At 61.3% G+C, this 13,892-nt stretch carries 14 protein-coding genes; 3 read left to right on the forward strand and 11 right to left on the reverse strand.

Going from position 1 to position 13,892, the window contains the following annotated elements; genetic code table 11:
* Positions 1–70: 70 nt before the first annotated feature.
* Both VGL22_RS18700 and VGL22_RS18705 read right to left on the reverse strand, forming a co-directional pair.
* Positions 71–448, reverse strand: coding sequence for a response regulator (locus VGL22_RS18700; protein ID WP_465268470.1), 378 nt, complete (start codon positions 446–448; stop codon positions 71–73).
* Positions 449–615: 167 nt separating this feature from the next.
* Positions 616–1,545, reverse strand: coding sequence for an alkaline phosphatase family protein (locus VGL22_RS18705; protein ID WP_465268471.1), 930 nt, complete (start codon positions 1,543–1,545; stop codon positions 616–618).
* Positions 1,546–1,809: 264 nt separating this feature from the next.
* Between VGL22_RS18705 and VGL22_RS18710 the strand changes: the two genes are divergently transcribed.
* Positions 1,810–2,640, forward strand: a complete 831-nt coding sequence (locus VGL22_RS18710; RefSeq protein ID WP_465268472.1) for a hypothetical protein — start codon at positions 1,810–1,812, stop codon at positions 2,638–2,640.
* A 157-nt stretch (positions 2,641–2,797) separates the two neighbouring features.
* Here the strand turns inward: VGL22_RS18710 and VGL22_RS18715 are convergent, their stop codons facing one another.
* The 8 genes from VGL22_RS18715 to VGL22_RS18750 form a co-directional block, all read right to left on the reverse strand.
* Complete coding sequence (locus tag VGL22_RS18715) at positions 2,798–3,742, reverse strand: OmpA family protein (protein ID WP_465268473.1); 945 nt, start codon at positions 3,740–3,742, stop codon at positions 2,798–2,800.
* A gap of 562 nt (positions 3,743–4,304) precedes the next feature.
* Positions 4,305–4,466, reverse strand: a complete 162-nt coding sequence (locus VGL22_RS18720) for a hypothetical protein (protein WP_465268474.1) — start codon at positions 4,464–4,466, stop codon at positions 4,305–4,307.
* Positions 4,463–5,218, reverse strand: coding sequence for a di-trans,poly-cis-decaprenylcistransferase (locus VGL22_RS18725; protein ID WP_465268475.1), 756 nt, complete (start codon positions 5,216–5,218; stop codon positions 4,463–4,465). Before VGL22_RS18725 ends, VGL22_RS18720 begins: the two co-directional genes overlap by 4 nt.
* A gap of 68 nt (positions 5,219–5,286) precedes the next feature.
* The gene (gene creD / locus VGL22_RS18730; RefSeq protein ID WP_465268476.1) at positions 5,287–6,669 is read right to left on the reverse strand and encodes a cell envelope integrity protein CreD; all 1,383 of its coding nucleotides are present in this window, start codon (positions 6,667–6,669) and stop codon (positions 5,287–5,289) included.
* A 52-nt stretch (positions 6,670–6,721) separates the two neighbouring features.
* Positions 6,722–7,105, reverse strand: a complete 384-nt coding sequence (locus VGL22_RS18735) for a transcriptional regulator (RefSeq protein WP_465268477.1) — start codon at positions 7,103–7,105, stop codon at positions 6,722–6,724.
* A complete protein-coding gene (locus VGL22_RS18740; RefSeq protein ID WP_465268478.1) occupies positions 7,095–7,709 on the reverse strand; it encodes a hypothetical protein in 615 nt (204 codons plus the stop codon). The genes VGL22_RS18735 and VGL22_RS18740 overlap by 11 nt, the downstream gene beginning before the upstream one ends.
* Positions 7,710–8,078: 369 nt before the next feature.
* On the reverse strand, positions 8,079–8,600 hold the full coding sequence (locus VGL22_RS18745; RefSeq protein ID WP_465268479.1) for a DUF2393 family protein: 522 nt from the start codon (positions 8,598–8,600) through the stop codon (positions 8,079–8,081).
* A gap of 468 nt (positions 8,601–9,068) precedes the next feature.
* Positions 9,069–9,566, reverse strand: coding sequence for a DUF1648 domain-containing protein (locus VGL22_RS18750; protein ID WP_465268480.1), 498 nt, complete (start codon positions 9,564–9,566; stop codon positions 9,069–9,071).
* 159 nt (positions 9,567–9,725) lie between these two features.
* Between VGL22_RS18750 and VGL22_RS18755 the strand changes: the two genes are divergently transcribed.
* Both VGL22_RS18755 and VGL22_RS18760 read left to right on the forward strand, forming a co-directional pair.
* Positions 9,726–11,870 carry a prolyl oligopeptidase family serine peptidase gene (locus tag VGL22_RS18755; protein WP_465268481.1) on the forward strand — a complete coding sequence of 715 codons (2,145 nt, stop codon included), beginning with the start codon at positions 9,726–9,728 and terminating at the stop codon, positions 11,868–11,870.
* Positions 11,871–12,108: 238 nt separating this feature from the next.
* Positions 12,109–13,122, forward strand: a complete 1,014-nt coding sequence (locus VGL22_RS18760; protein ID WP_465268482.1) for a hypothetical protein — start codon at positions 12,109–12,111, stop codon at positions 13,120–13,122.
* Here VGL22_RS18760 and VGL22_RS18765 read toward each other — a convergent pair.
* Positions 13,107–13,841: a YwaF family protein gene (locus tag VGL22_RS18765; RefSeq protein ID WP_465268483.1), complete on the reverse strand. Its 735-nt coding sequence runs from the start codon at positions 13,839–13,841 to the stop codon at positions 13,107–13,109. The genes VGL22_RS18760 and VGL22_RS18765 overlap by 16 nt on opposite strands.
* Positions 13,842–13,892: the final 51 nt, after the last annotated feature.

Below are 13,892 nucleotides of genomic sequence, written 5' to 3' on the forward strand. Positions count from 1 at the left end.
AGTTTAACAGAAAGTTGGCCACGCGCAGCACCGAACGGAATGGGGGAACCCCGCGAATCGCAGCGCCTTCCTAATGCAGCAGTTCGCTTTCGGCTCTCAGCCTGCTGATGAACACGCGAGGCGGTACGGGCTTCGTGTATACCTCAAAATTTCCGATATTCTCGGCATCCGCGGATCCGTTCATCTCCACATAGCCGGAAAAGAGGATCACTCGGCAGGTGGGGAGCAGCCTGGCATATTCCATTGCTACGTCCCAGCCGCTCATGCCGGGCATCACGACGTCGGTGATGAGCACTTCGGGGGCGAACGTCTGGGCCGCAATCAGAGCAGCCGAGCCATCGTATGCGGCACGCGAGTCGAAACCCTGCAACTGGAAAATCTGGGCGAGCGTGTCCGCGATATTTCTCTCATCGTCAACGACAAGCACCCTCAGTGGATGGTCAGTCATTTCCCCGCTCCAGGGTGGTTTAGAGAATTGCGCTCAATCTTATGCCCGTTGCGGTGCCAAGTAAACAACGAAAACAGAAGGCAGCGCGATCGGCGGCACGCAGCTTACGCGGGTGCGGCGCTCACACTTTTGACGAAATCGCTTGGAAGAGGACGCGGCGAGACTGGCTACTTTTGGATGAAAAACTCGCTCATGAGGGGCGCGCTGGACGCGGCTCCCGGACGGCCGGACAGGTTGAGCGCGGCCGCGACCGTGGCCAGCATGCTCTGGTGCTGGTAGACCGTTGTGGAAGTCTGCTTGTAACCGGCTTTGACCATAGGCCCCCAGAAAACCACCGCAACGTGGCCGCCGCCATTTGTCGTATCGGAATTCACGCTCTCATCGAAATCCACGATCAGAATGCCGTCTCCACCCGACTTGAATGCCGTGGTGGCGGAAACAGGCCCGGCCACCTGCGCCTGCAGCCATGCATCGGCCGCCAGCGGAGTTCCGGTGTGCGCATCGTGCATGATGTTGGGCACGATGAACGAAAACTGCGTCAGCGCATTGTTCGCCGCGTCGGAGGCGAACTGACTGAATGGCCAGATGTACTTGCTCGCCGTCTGCGGGGTGGCAGCGACGTCGCTCAGCATGGCGAATGGATTGTGGCGGATCAGGTACTGTCCGGTGTCGCCGCCCACATATCCCTGGGTAATGCCCTCCGCATAGACCCGGAACGAAACGCCGGCCGAAATCATCTGCCGGGCGAGGTTATCGACATTCCACACTGTCTTCGAGCTGTCATTACCGGTGAGGGTCTGACCCGTGGTCAGCATAAAGTAGTTGCCGATGGACGGATGGGCGTCCGCGTAGTAATTGGCGGGCGCCGCACCCTGGGTCATGAGCTTGTTCAGATTCGGCCAGACGGCTGTCGCTCCCACTACGCTCGCATACGCCTGGTTCTCTTCCATCACCATGACGACATGATGGCTGGAAGGGACGGATGAGCCTCCAGTTGGAGTGGGGCTGCCGCCGGATGTGGAACTCGAATTGGAGCCGCCGCAGCCCGAAATCGCTCCGATGAGGACCAGCGCCGCCATCTTTGACTTGCAGTCCATGGAACCACTCCAGAGGCTGAGCCTGTACGAACCTGTAATTGAGATGGAAACTCCGGGTTCGAGGATGGCTTTCGAGGCGATCCGTGTTTGTTTCGCCAGGGACCTTGACCGGGAACAAAGCCTTTCTGCAGGAAACGCCTGAACTATAGAACCTACCCAACTGTGCGCAGGGCGCCGCCCGTGCTGCCTCTGAAGCGCGCAAGACGAGTACAACCTATCGCTGCGTCACGGAAAGCAGCGCTACCGCGCACAGGACGCCGACGAATGTACTCCCGAGTTCCACTCGAGTTCCCCAGACGCGTTGCCGTCCCGAAGACCACGCGGGTCCTCGACGGCACGCGCCGATGGGCGAATCTGCTGCTCGCGATCGCGCAAGGGACGTTGGCGCTTGCCTTCATCTTCGGCGTCTGGTCCAGGAATGCAGCCGGATTCCGGCGGGATCCGCCCATTGTTCCCGCGTTTTACGAACTTGCCGTGTGGATGGTCATCGCCGTCGGCTGCATCGTTTACGCCTTCTATCAATTTGGGGCAGCGCGCCGGGCCGATGCCGTACTGCGCCGCGTGGGATCCTTCACTGCAGCGGGCTTTCTGGGGTGCTGTGCCTGGCTGCTGGCGGCTGGCATCGGCCGGCCGGCGTTCGCGATTCCCGCGCTCTGCTGGACCGCGGCTTGCCTGTTTTTCGCCTTTATGCCGCTGTGGAAGCTGCGCGGCGTCGCACCTTGCTTTCGCTGGTGCGTGGTCGCGCCCATCAGCATCTACGCAGGTTGTCTGAGTGTCGCCATATCCGCCCTTGCCGCGCGCAATTTCCGTCTGGTCCTCGGGCAGCCGCCCGGCTCCGTCGCGCTCCTCCTGAGCGCCACCCTGCTGATCCTCGTCGTCCTGCGTCGCTCGGGAGGAAATCTGTTTTTCGCGGCTACTGTCGCATGGGGACTCATTGGAATCGGCGTGAGGAACCAGTTCGAATTGAAGAACCGGGCTGCAGCCAGAATCGTCTGGGTTTCTCTCATTGCGTTCGTGGCAGCGGCGGCGTGGCTGGCCGTCCGCGGGAACCGCGAAGACGAATACGAGGATGAGGACGAGATTTTGGAAGGGTGAGGCCGCAACGGCTATTTCTCCCCACAAAAAAATCGGCCCCCGTGGTTGGCGGGGGCCAAGTTGCCTTGGTTCTCTCTGTTACGAGAGCTTGTTTGGCGGCCTTCGGCGGGGGGGCCGATAGGCGCGGTAATAGCCTCGGGGGAGTGGCTGCGCGGTTTTAGGGCCGCTCCGCACCTGTCGAGGACGCTGCACCCTGGGGTGATGCGGCGCCCTGGGCCGCCAAGCTGTTTTCCATCAACCGCACGTGTACGCTCGACTTGCGAATTGGCGTTGCCGCCTCATCGGTGTTGGCGTTGTTAGTGGCCACCTGGGCATTGCCCAGCGCCACTGCATGCAAGCGGTAGACGGGAATGTCGTGTTCAACAAGATAGCGATTGACCACTGCGGCCAGCCGCTGTGAATTCTGGATACCCACCGTGCCGTGGCTCGGCGAGTGCGCTTCAAGTTCGATGATGTAGCCCTGACGGCCATTCACGTTCTGGATGAGCTGATCGAGCTGTTCCTTCGATTCTTTCGACAGCATCGTGCTGCCCGAGCGGAACGGCACATCGACTTCGGTCACGGGACGATACTGATCCAGCCCGCTGACTTTGGTGTTGATCTGGTCTACGCGGCCCGACGCACCCTGGGCAACAGTATTGGCGTTCTGGGCCTGAGTGCTGGCCTGCGTGGCAGTCTGGTTAGCCGTATCGGCCGTGGACTGCGCCTGCTTGATCCCGGCCTGAGCGCGGGAATCAACATCCTGGATGTCCTTCGCATTTTTGGCGTTCAGTTCATCGAGTTCCGTAAGCCGATCATTGATTGGGTCAGTCTGCCGCTTCACCCACTTCTTGCGGGCAAAGGGCTGCACATGACCCCAGAACCCCTCCTTCGACTTGTTGTTCAGACGCCGCTGGCTTGCATCGGGGGAGGGCTGCTGCTGCGACTGGGCTGCATTGGGGTCTTGCTGGGGGGTGGTCGCAGCAGGCTGCGTCTGAGCTGCCGAAGGAGGGTTGTCCTGAGGGGAAGCAGGTTGCGCCTGTTGCGCGCCTGCCGGAATCGCGATCGCAGATGCCAAAGCTACAATGGCCAATCGGCCGGGAATCAAAATACGCGCCTTCATTTAATCTCCTCTATTCTTTTTGTGAATCTCCGCATGGAGTCGCGGGTAGAGCGGTCTGCTTGCTCGCCCTGTATAGAGCAACCCGCATGCCAAAGTGCTCCGTGACACCATTCTTTCTTAAGTGCTTTGGAATCAGAGAGGAATTGAACCTGCGCCGGCACCCGGGGGGTGCAGTGGAAAGATTTGCGCGGTGCACGTAACGTACTTTTTACTCATCGCGGTAGTTTCTACCGGTGGAGCAGCAGTCACCTCGATCCGTGTTACAGCCGTAAACTGCCCGTCTTACGGCGTCTTACGGGCCCCGCCTCGAACTTCCGCCCAGTGGGAACGGATTGCTCCGGCGGAATGGAAAACAGATCGGCGGGAGCCGCAAAACCGCCGCGGGGTGCCTCCACTCGCCGCGACAGCACCCCGCAAAGGCGTCATCCAGATAACTTGTTTCGCCCGGATCATAAGGTCCCACAGCGGCTCGAATTTCTTCCACCGGCGGCATAGAAAAAGTGCTTGGCCTGGTGCTTCACCGTCCCATGAAACAATGGCCGCGCGCGATGGATGACCAGCGTTAGAATTCCCGATAAGCCCAATCGTATCCAGCCGTGAGCCGGGCCGGCGTCAGGCGCGCCGGCTGATAAACAAAAGGCTTGGCATCAAAGACATCCCAGTTGCTCGACTGCATACGCCCGGCCTGTAACATACGTTCGTGGAGGCCGGCAACAAGGCTCATCGGGCACCGCCAACCGCAATGGCAGAGCGCGGCACGGCAGCGTCAGGCACGGCGCCGAAGCGGCGTTCACGGTGGCGGAATTCGGCCAGTGCCGCGTCCAGTTGGGCGGGGCCGAACTCCGGCCACATGCAGTCGGTGAAGTAGAGCTCGGCATAGGCGGACTCCCACAGAAGGAAATCCGATAGCCGCTTCTCACCTCCCGTTCGAATCAGCAGATCCACTTCTCCGGCCTCACGCGTGAGCTCGTACTGCAGCGCGCCGCGCGCATCCCCCATCTCTGCTCGTTCAGGTATCAGAGATGCCGCGCGGGCGATCGCCTCGCGGGCAGAGTAGTCGATAGCCACGCGCAGCAGGAGCCGCCGACCCGCGGCGGTGACGAACTCCGTGCGATTCACCTCGCGCAGCACCGCCGCCGGAACGCGATCGCGCCGCCCGATGATCTGCACGCGCACGCTCTTCCGGCGCAGACGTTCTGTCTCGAGCCGCAGAAACGCGCGCATCAGCCAGAAGAGGCTTTGCACCTCAGCGGCAGGCCGCGCCCAGTTGTCGCAGGAGAAAGCGTAGACGGTAAGAACGCAAACGCCCACGTCGGGCGCGTGCTCCACGATGCGCTTGAGGGCGGCCACTCCCGCGCGATGGCCGGCAACGCGCGGCAAGCCCCGCCGCGCGGCCCAGCGGCCGTTGCCGTCCATGATGACGGCCACATGCAGGCCATCTGATTTTTTGCTTTGCGATGTTAGGTTATTGCTCACTGGAATCTCCACAATCGAGATCTGGCCTGTTGCAGAAGGGCCCGCTGCGACCTTGCGCGGTGGGGCTATTACGCGGCCTCGTCTGAGGGTTTTGAGAGAGAGGAACCCGGCAGCGAGCTGTACCAGTCGATACGGCGCGTGAAGTACATCACGGCCGCAACAGCTAGAAAACTGGCCACCGTGCCTACCAGCAGCGCATTGTCTTCGAGCCGCAGCAGCAGGTAAATCAGCGTGTACAGCAGACCGAAAACACCCAGGGAACGGAATCCCTGCAGGCGGCTGCCAAAGATCCAGCCCGCGTTCGATGCCAGCAGAATCACGGTGGCGCCTCCCGCCAGCAGGAATCCCCAATCGAAGCCCATGCGCTCCGCGAACGAAAGCAACAGCAGGTAAAAAATCACCTGCGCGATCCCCACCAGCACATATTGCGCCGGATGCACGCGCTTACCGGTCGTGACTTCGAACACGAAGTAGGAGAGAAAGACCAGCCCTAGAAACAGCAGCAGGTACTTGAGCGAGCGCGTGACTGACTGGTACGGATCGGCCATTTCGATGAACGACACACCCAGCGCAGTGGCATCCAGGGACCGCATCGCTCCGGCCGTCCCTTCCGCGCCCACGCCGCGCGCGATGAACGGCACGGACCATTCGGCGGAGAAGCCGTTCTTCGACACGTTGCGCGTAACGGGAAGGAACCCGCCGTCGAATCCAGGGCTGGGCCAGTCGCCTTGCATTGTAAGACGGGTCGTCTTGCCGTAAGACAGAAGCGCGAGCCGCTGTGCCCCGGTGAACCGCAGCGCCGCAGTCACAGCAAACTGCGCTCCCGGTCTGGCGATGTCCTGCACTCCGGTCCCAAACAGAGTGAGCGTGGAAAGCTGGCCCTCCTCCGGATTCATGGGCATTTCGGCGGAAATCCGGGCCGGCGCCAGCGTGACGGATTTCCCATCGATGGTGGCTATGGCATCGGACTGCGCGCCACGAGCATCGCTCACACCGAGAATCAGTTCGGCGCGATTCCAGTCCAGTTGCGCGCCCTCAGGAGCGGCTGCCGGAACTCCGGCGAGGTCGAAGGAGGCGTTCATCTTCAGGTCTGCCTGAAACACAGGCACTTTGAAGAGCGAGCGCCGGCGCTCTTCGGTCCGGGTCTGCACGGCCGCGGTGGCACGCGCGGGGAACACCAAGTAGACCCCATGCTTGGAGTCAGCCGCAAGCGTGTAAGGAATCGCGAGTGTCGGCCCCAGAAACGTCTGCTGGCCGCCCACGTGCGCGCTGATCTCCTTCACCACATCCGCCGCACGGGCGGTGCGTTCGCTGAGCAGCGACTCGACGAAGAACGACGGAATGGTCATGACCAGCGCGAGGCCGCAGACAACCAGCAGTTTGACGCCCATCGAACGGCGAAGTATGTCCTGTGTTCCATGCTCGCTCTGTGAGAGCCCGAATTGATTCACTGTGTCCTCCCCTGAATTGACTTTGCAATGCAAAGTAACCACACAAAAAAAGTCACGCCCGCGAGGGCGCAAGACCGTTTCCCATTTCCTTCTGCTGCTCTTTTTCGGCCACCTGCGCGGCGTCGCGTACCACCTGCTCGAGCGTCTCCAGGTATTCAAGGTAGCGCTTGCGCCCGTTCGCCGTGATGCGGCACACGGTGAGGGAGCGGTTCTTGTCGACGCCTTTGACAATCTCCACCAGGTTCGAGCTCTCCAGCACGCGCAGATGGCGGCTCAGGTTGCCGTCGGTGAGTGCGCAAAGCTCCTTGAGGTCATTGAACGTAAGGCCTTTCGGATTGGTGATGAGCGACGTGAGCACACTCAGGCGCGCTCGCTCATGAATGGTGCGATCAAGGCCCTCGTAGGCGAAACGGCCCTCATTCGGCTTAGCAGACATCACGACTCTCCTTCGAGCTGAGAGCGAGAATGGCAGCCATCAGCACCTGCCCCGCTCCGTAGGCCAGGCCCATGGTCCAGGGCGCCAACGCACGGGCATCCCCCAGGCTCAGCGTGGCCAGCCCCATGGCGAGGTACCACGCACCCGCCACCAGCATCAGCCGCGGAAGAAAGCGGCACGACGAAAATACACCCAGGCTGAAGGTAACCAGCCAGAGTCCGGGCAGCATCCACACCACGCCGGGTGCGCGTTCCACCAGAACGACCGTGACCAAAGCGCCCGCTCCCGCCGAGGGAAGAAACTGCTCGACCGCCATGCGGATCATCTCGTCGGCAATTCCCGAGTGGACGCGGTGGGCCCGCATTACCATCTGCGTGCCAATGATGCCTGCGGAGAGAGCGGCGGTGGTGATCCAGATCCCCAGATACACAAAGATGTGGCCGGTTGGATCGGGCAGCCAGATCTGCTGAGCCACAGTGGCAAGAACTGCAATCAGCCCCGTCGAGGCCAGCGTCGCCGGACCGTAGCCGCGGAACTCCGTGCTGCGCGCCATCTGCCGGCGGATGCTGCTGATATCCCCAAGCGCTTTGTGGAGATCGTTCATCGGGCCCCTCGCTTCACTTTACATTGCAAAGTACCGCGAACCGAAATGAGCTGTCAACAGGGCCGTTGTGGATTTTTATATCGATTGCTTGCTTTGACGCAACGCAGCCGAGTTGTGAAGGTCCTACTGTGTCTTACAACGCAGGACATTCCGGGAAGCGGCGTCGGCGGGTAAACCAGCCTGTAAGACGGCCGCTCCGCCGGAAAAACCGGCGTTCGCTTTGTGTCACTGCTTTCTGTCACATCTGACAGTGGAACGGCAAGCGCACTCTCTTCACGATAAAAGCTGGCGCCGATCCAGGGCACGCAATGAAATGCCTTGCCCGTATGGACTTGATCAGGGGTTGGCCAGGGGAGTGGTCAACAGCCCTTATTGGGTCTGGACTCGCAGGATGCGGATTTCGGGGTAGGCGCCATCCCAGTTCGGCGTAACAGTGTCAAAGCTCAGGCGGAAATCCCGCTCATCTCCGGGCTTCAAAGGAGCGGCGGCCACCGGCTGGGTATCGACGTAGGGATCGCGGGTACGAATCACCATCATGGGCTGCGTCTCGTTCTGAGCAACCTCATGAGCAAAGTTCCTGAAGAGTACCTGGGTGGTGATTCCGGTGACGGTCTTGTTGCCCTTGTTGGCGATGTGGCCGTCGACATAGGTCACTTTGCCACCGGTCAGGTTGGACGACTCGCTCATGGCCACGTTGGTGACGGGCATATTGGCTGCGTAGGGGTCGGCTGCAGCCGTAACCGGGGCCACATTCGAATCATTGTGGCTGCCTCTTGTCACAAACACAAGGACAGCGACCACGATAAGGACGACACCCGCAGCGATGGCAACCGGCTTCCAATTGCGCTCGCGGGCTTCAGCAGGACGAATGAGTTCAGGGCCAGTGTTCACGGCGGAATTTTACACCTGTTTAGCATAGGGGCACTTCCGCTTCACATTTGGGGGAATCAGACGCACAATGCAGTGGCCGGCCTATAGATAAGACCTGACCGGCCGATAGAGAAACAGCGGATACCCGGGGGAAAAAGAACCTGCAATTTATGGCATCCCGCGCAAACGCCGGGCGTCTAAGGCAGTAAGCAGGGAACCAAATTCCGTCCCCTCCGTATCGGTTTGAAGTACTTTAGGCCGTAATCCGCAACTCCTCGCCCATCGGGCGAAGAAAGGCTGGCGCACCATGCAGTCCGCGACGCAAAACATACATACAATCCCCACACCACCGAGTTCGGACAGCTTGCGCGCTCGCCCCACAGCGGCCGAAGACGCCATGTATAAAGCGGTGACCGTCGGAGCGATTCTTCTGGTCCTGGGCAGTCTCTGGGCGTTCTAGTTCCTGCTTCTCGACACAACTGACCAGCTTCAACGGATGCGAGGCGCCGCCGGCATTTGTCCTGCTGCGCGCCCCATGGCGACGAAATGTGCGAGGATCGTCGCAAACACCACACCGATTGTCATCAGCAGCAGAAATGGCGGCAGGGTGTTATGGCCGCGGCGCGCCGAGCGAACAATTTCGAACTGTATCCAGAGGAACAAGCCCACAATCTCAAAACGCAGCCAGGCGATCATGCCCAGCGTGATCGCCTGAAGCCGCGGCCGGGTAAGCGGGGTCACGCGCATAGGGTAGTTGAACGACTCCGGATATCGGCTGACCAGCGCCATCAGCGCAAACACAACGGTGGCGATGATGGGAAACAGCCACAGCATGCGGGGCTCGCCCCAGCCGTTCACGTTTCCCGAGCCGTCAAAATGCGTGGGAATGCGCGCCGGCAGCGCGTGTGCGCCGTAGATTGCCTGGAACGTCAGTGTCCACAGCGCAGCAAGCGCGGCCGCGGCGATAAAGGCCAAAGGCTTTCGCAAGAAGTTCCTTCCTGACGCGATCCTTATGTTCACGATATACCGCGCCCGGGGCTCTCGAATAGAATTGAGCCCTTCTCCCCGGGCCTGCGCTTCTTTGGCCTGATTATCCCGTTTTAGTATCTATTTCCAACAGCAACGATTCGCCAAGGAAGGTGTGCTTTGAAAGTCCTTTTTGCCCCCGCAAGAACTGCGATTGCCTTCTTCATGACCGCCGCTGTGCTGACGTCGGGTTCACCAGCCGGCGCTGCCCAGGGACCCTCCACCGAACAGCCCGATAACTACACGTGGCTTGAAGACATTCACGGCGAAAAGCCCATGGCGTGGGTGAAAGCGGAGAATGAACGTACCGCCGCGATCATCGAAAAGAATCCGTACTTCGCCGAACTCCAGGCCGACGCGCTGAAGGTGTTGCAGTCGCCCGAGCGGCTTCCGGACCCGCAGTTTCACGGCGGAATGATTTACAACCTGTGGCGCGATTCCCAGCATCTGCGCGGCATCCTGCGGCGCACCACTCTGGATGACTATCTGAATCCTGATCCCAAATGGCAGACCGTCATTGACTATGACGAGCTCTCAAAACAGGAAAATCAGAGCTGGGTGGCACATGGGCTCAACTGCCTTCGCCCGGAGGAATCCCAGTGCCTCGTCGCCTTGTCCGCCGGCGGTGAAGATGCGGTGACCCTGCGCGAATTCGACCTGAAATCCGGCAAGTTCGTTCAAGGCGGCATCGAGCTCGCGCGCGGCAAGCAGGAGGTGGCGTGGATGGATAAGGACACGCTGCTGGTTTCGCGCGACTGGGGCGCCGGTACCATGAGCGATTCCGGCTATCCGATCACCATGCGCATGCTCAAACGCGGCCAGAGCCTCGACCAGGCCAAGGAGATCTTCCGCGGGAAGCCCGGTGACAACGGCGGGCTAGCGCTGGACGTCTTCCGCGATGGCCGCGGCAACCGGCTCGGCGTTATCTCTATCGGCCCGGATATTCAGACCCGCCGGTACTACGTTCTGGTCGAGAACGAGGCGAAGCAACTGGACGTCCCGGAGAAATCCGATGTGAACGGGCTGGTGGATGGTCAGCTGATCGTCGCGCTCAATGAGGACTGGACTCCGCAGGGCGCAACCCAAAAGTATCCGGCCGGCACGGTCGTCTCCCTGGATCTCAAAGACCTGCAGCAGGACCCGGTCCACCTGAAGCCGTCCATCATCTTCTCTCCCACCGCGCAGGAGTTCGCGCAGGAGATGCAGACCACCAGGAACTATCTCCTCATGACGACGCTCAACCACGTGCAGGGCCGCGCCTATGTGTACACGCACGGGGAAGACGGCCAGTGGACGCGGAAACAGCTCGATGTTCCTCCCAACCAGACGGTGGAGATTGCCGCCACCAGCCGCACCGATGACCACTTCTTCATTGGCCTCACCGGCTTTCTCAACCCGCCCTCGCTCATGCTGGGCGATGGGGCCGGCGGAACTCTCAAGCCGGCCAAGGCCCAAAAGCCGCTTTTCGACGCGAGCGGACTGACAGTGGACCAACGGGAAGCAACGTCGAAGGACGGCACCCGCGTTCCCTACTTTGTCGTACACCGTAAAACAATGTCTTACGACGGAAATAACCCCGCCATCCTGACCGCGTACGGGGGCTTTCTGGTTTCCGAGACGCCCTATTACACGGCGCCCACCGGCAAGCTCTGGCTGGATCGCGGCGGCGTCTTCGTCCTCGCCAATATCCGCGGCGGTGGGGAGTTTGGCCCGGCCTGGCACGAAGCCGGATTGAAAACAAAGCGGCAGCGTATCTACGACGACTTCTACGCCGTCGCCCAGGACCTGGTCACGCGCAAAATCACCTCCTCGCGGCGGCTGGGCATCATGGGCGGATCGAATGGCGGCCTTTTGATGGGCGTCGAATTCACCCAGCATCCGGAGATGTGGCAGGCGGTGGTCATCCAGGTACCGCTCCTGGACATGCTGGCCTATGAGCACCTCTCCGCCGGAGCCTCGTGGGTGGGCGAGTACGGGTCGGTCTCGCTGCCGGAAGAGCGCAAGTTCCTGGCCTCCATTTCGCCCTACAATCAGCTCAAGCCAAGGATGAAGTACCCGGAGCCGCTGATCTTCACCACCACCAAAGACGACCGCGTGGGACCGGCGCATGCGCGCAAGTTTGCCGCGCGGATGGAGGAGTTCCACTACCCCTTCCTCTATGACGAGATCACCGAAGGCGGCCATGGCGCCGGCGCCGATGCCCGCCAGGAGGCCCGCACGCGCGCCGAGGTATTCACTTACTTCACCATGAAGCTGAAAGATTAGCCGTCCCGTCCTGGCCTGCCACGAACCCGGGTGCCCATCCTGAACGCGAATGCTGCGTTCAGGATGCGAGCCCACAAGCCCACCCTCAACCCCAGCAAGCATTCAAAGCAGCGTTTTTACCGCGTTCCCGCACAAACCGGCACGGTTGCCGAGCGTCCAAGCACACAGAGGCAGCAGCTTGTCTCAGGCCGCTCATCGTACTGATCTGTTCTCGACTTCACCTTGTGGAGGAGTAAGCGTGCGAATCCTTTCCTGCACCCTTCTTGGCGTGATCAGCCTGACCGCCTCCCTGTCGGCGGCTCAGATACGGAATCAGACTGAAGCTCAACAGGACGGTCTGGGCGGCGCAGTGAAGTCCGTGACCACCCTGCGGCAGACACCCCGAGTGCAATGGCAGCAGCCGGCTGGCCCCACGTTGGTGATGCCTGCGTGGTGCCACGCGTGCGACTACGACCAGAGCGGTTACCGCACCCGCTCCGGCGACGTGGTGGACGGCAAGTTCATCGGCGAGTCCATTACCCTCGATCGCGATCCGAGCGGCAACCTGATCTCCCGGCACGCCGTGGATGCGGCCACGGGCAAGGTCATCCGCGAAGAGCGCTTCGGCCCCTACGGCCGCACCGAGCTCGACGCCTACCAAAACGGCGCGCTCATCACCCACCAGGTTTTCCGCTACGACGAGAACGGCAAGCCCTCGGAATGGCTCACATGGAATGGAACCGGAACATCGACCGGCCGAGACACCTGGGTTTGGTCGAAAGACGGGACGGAGTTGGAGAACTCCTCCTGGGCAGGCGACGGCACCCTGATGTGGCGGCACACCTACGATCCCGCTTCGGATCGGGATGAAATGGCGGTGAACGAACAGTCCGGCGCACCGGCACTGCGGCGCGCCGCCCTCCACGGCAGCCCCGCCTCGTTCTGGGAAGCGTCAGACAGTCCAGACCGGTTTGGACAGTCATTCGTCGTTGATCGCGGCAACGGCGACATGGAGGTGCGCGCCTGTCATCGCGCAACGGGTTGCGCAGTGTCCCGGGTGCACTACGAGTACGCAGGGCCAGGCAAGCTGAACCCCACCAGCGCGGAATGGCGCGATGCCGGCGGGAACCTGCAGTGGGCGGCCTACTATGATTACGAGTTCGACAGCGCCCACAACTGGACACACCGCAAGGTATGGGTCGTCTCTCCGGAGCAGACCGGGCGCACGCTCCTCGAAGAGGACTGGCGCACCATCAGCTACTGGAACAACTGAGGTTCCTCGGGCATACGTGCGGCGTCCCCTCGCTCAGGGACTGGTTCAAATCCGGCCCTGCGAAAGGGCAGGTACAGCAGCAGGAACAGGCCAAAAGCTAGCCCCTCACCCACCACGATGTACCACGGCCAGGGTCCAAGCACATCCAGCAGTGTGGGGGCCGGAGGCTTGTGCCGCAGATACATGTAGTTGGTCTTGAACGCCCAGTCGAATAGTCCCACCAGCAACGCATACCCATTGGTGATCAGAAAAACACGGCCGATCGATCCCGGCCGCGGTCGCGCCTGCCGCGACAGGACCAGATACAGCGTCGCCGCGACGATCACTCCATGCGAGACAAAGTATTGCACCCAGATAAACCACGAGGCGTGCGTGAAGTTGGGCGTGAACAGCGCATTCCCTGCCCCGGCCAGCGCCCAATAGTAGGCGACATCAAATAGCCTGGCCTCGCGCGTCAGCAGAACCGCCGCGACCAAAAACACGGAGACATCGCAGAGTTCGAGCGGAACATGCCCAGGAAAGAGTTGCTCGCCTGTGGCGACGAAGCTGACGTAGTAGGCGGCGCAATTCGCCAGCAGCACAACGCCAAGAAGTCGGCGGATCAGGCCGCTCCGCTGCGGGGCTGCTCGATGCACTCTGGCCAGCAGCGCGGCCACAATGGGTACCGAGGCAAGCACTGCCAGGTGTGCCGGGCCGAATGCATGGAAGAACACGTCCATAGGCAAGCAGGATTCGCTGGCATTAGATCACGGCCGACCGTCAACGCAATA

The sequence above is a fragment of the Occallatibacter sp. genome, assembly GCF_036502485.1.
In the GTDB taxonomy this organism is placed as follows: Bacteria; Acidobacteriota; Terriglobia; order Terriglobales; family Acidobacteriaceae; genus Telmatobacter.

Bases quoted from the DNA above. Each gene is read 5' to 3' on its own strand.
- VGL22_RS18735 (WP_465268477.1), bottom strand. From the start codon at position 7,105: ATGTCTGCTAAGCCGAATGAGGGCCGTTTCGCCTACGAGGGCCTTGAT.
- VGL22_RS18715 (WP_465268473.1), bottom strand. From the start codon at position 3,742: ATGAAGGCGCGTATTTTGATTCCCGGCCGATTGGCCATTGTAGCTTTG.
- VGL22_RS18710 (WP_465268472.1), top strand. From the start codon at position 1,810: ATGTACTCCCGAGTTCCACTCGAGTTCCCCAGACGCGTTGCCGTCCCG.
- VGL22_RS18765 (WP_465268483.1), bottom strand. From the start codon at position 13,841: ATGGACGTGTTCTTCCATGCATTCGGCCCGGCACACCTGGCAGTGCTT.
- VGL22_RS18700 (WP_465268470.1), bottom strand. From the start codon at position 448: ATGACTGACCATCCACTGAGGGTGCTTGTCGTTGACGATGAGAGAAAT.
- VGL22_RS18705 (WP_465268471.1), bottom strand. From the start codon at position 1,545: ATGGACTGCAAGTCAAAGATGGCGGCGCTGGTCCTCATCGGAGCGATT.
- VGL22_RS18720 (WP_465268474.1), bottom strand. From the start codon at position 4,466: ATGAGCCTTGTTGCCGGCCTCCACGAACGTATGTTACAGGCCGGGCGT.
- VGL22_RS18740 (WP_465268478.1), bottom strand. From the start codon at position 7,709: ATGAACGATCTCCACAAAGCGCTTGGGGATATCAGCAGCATCCGCCGG.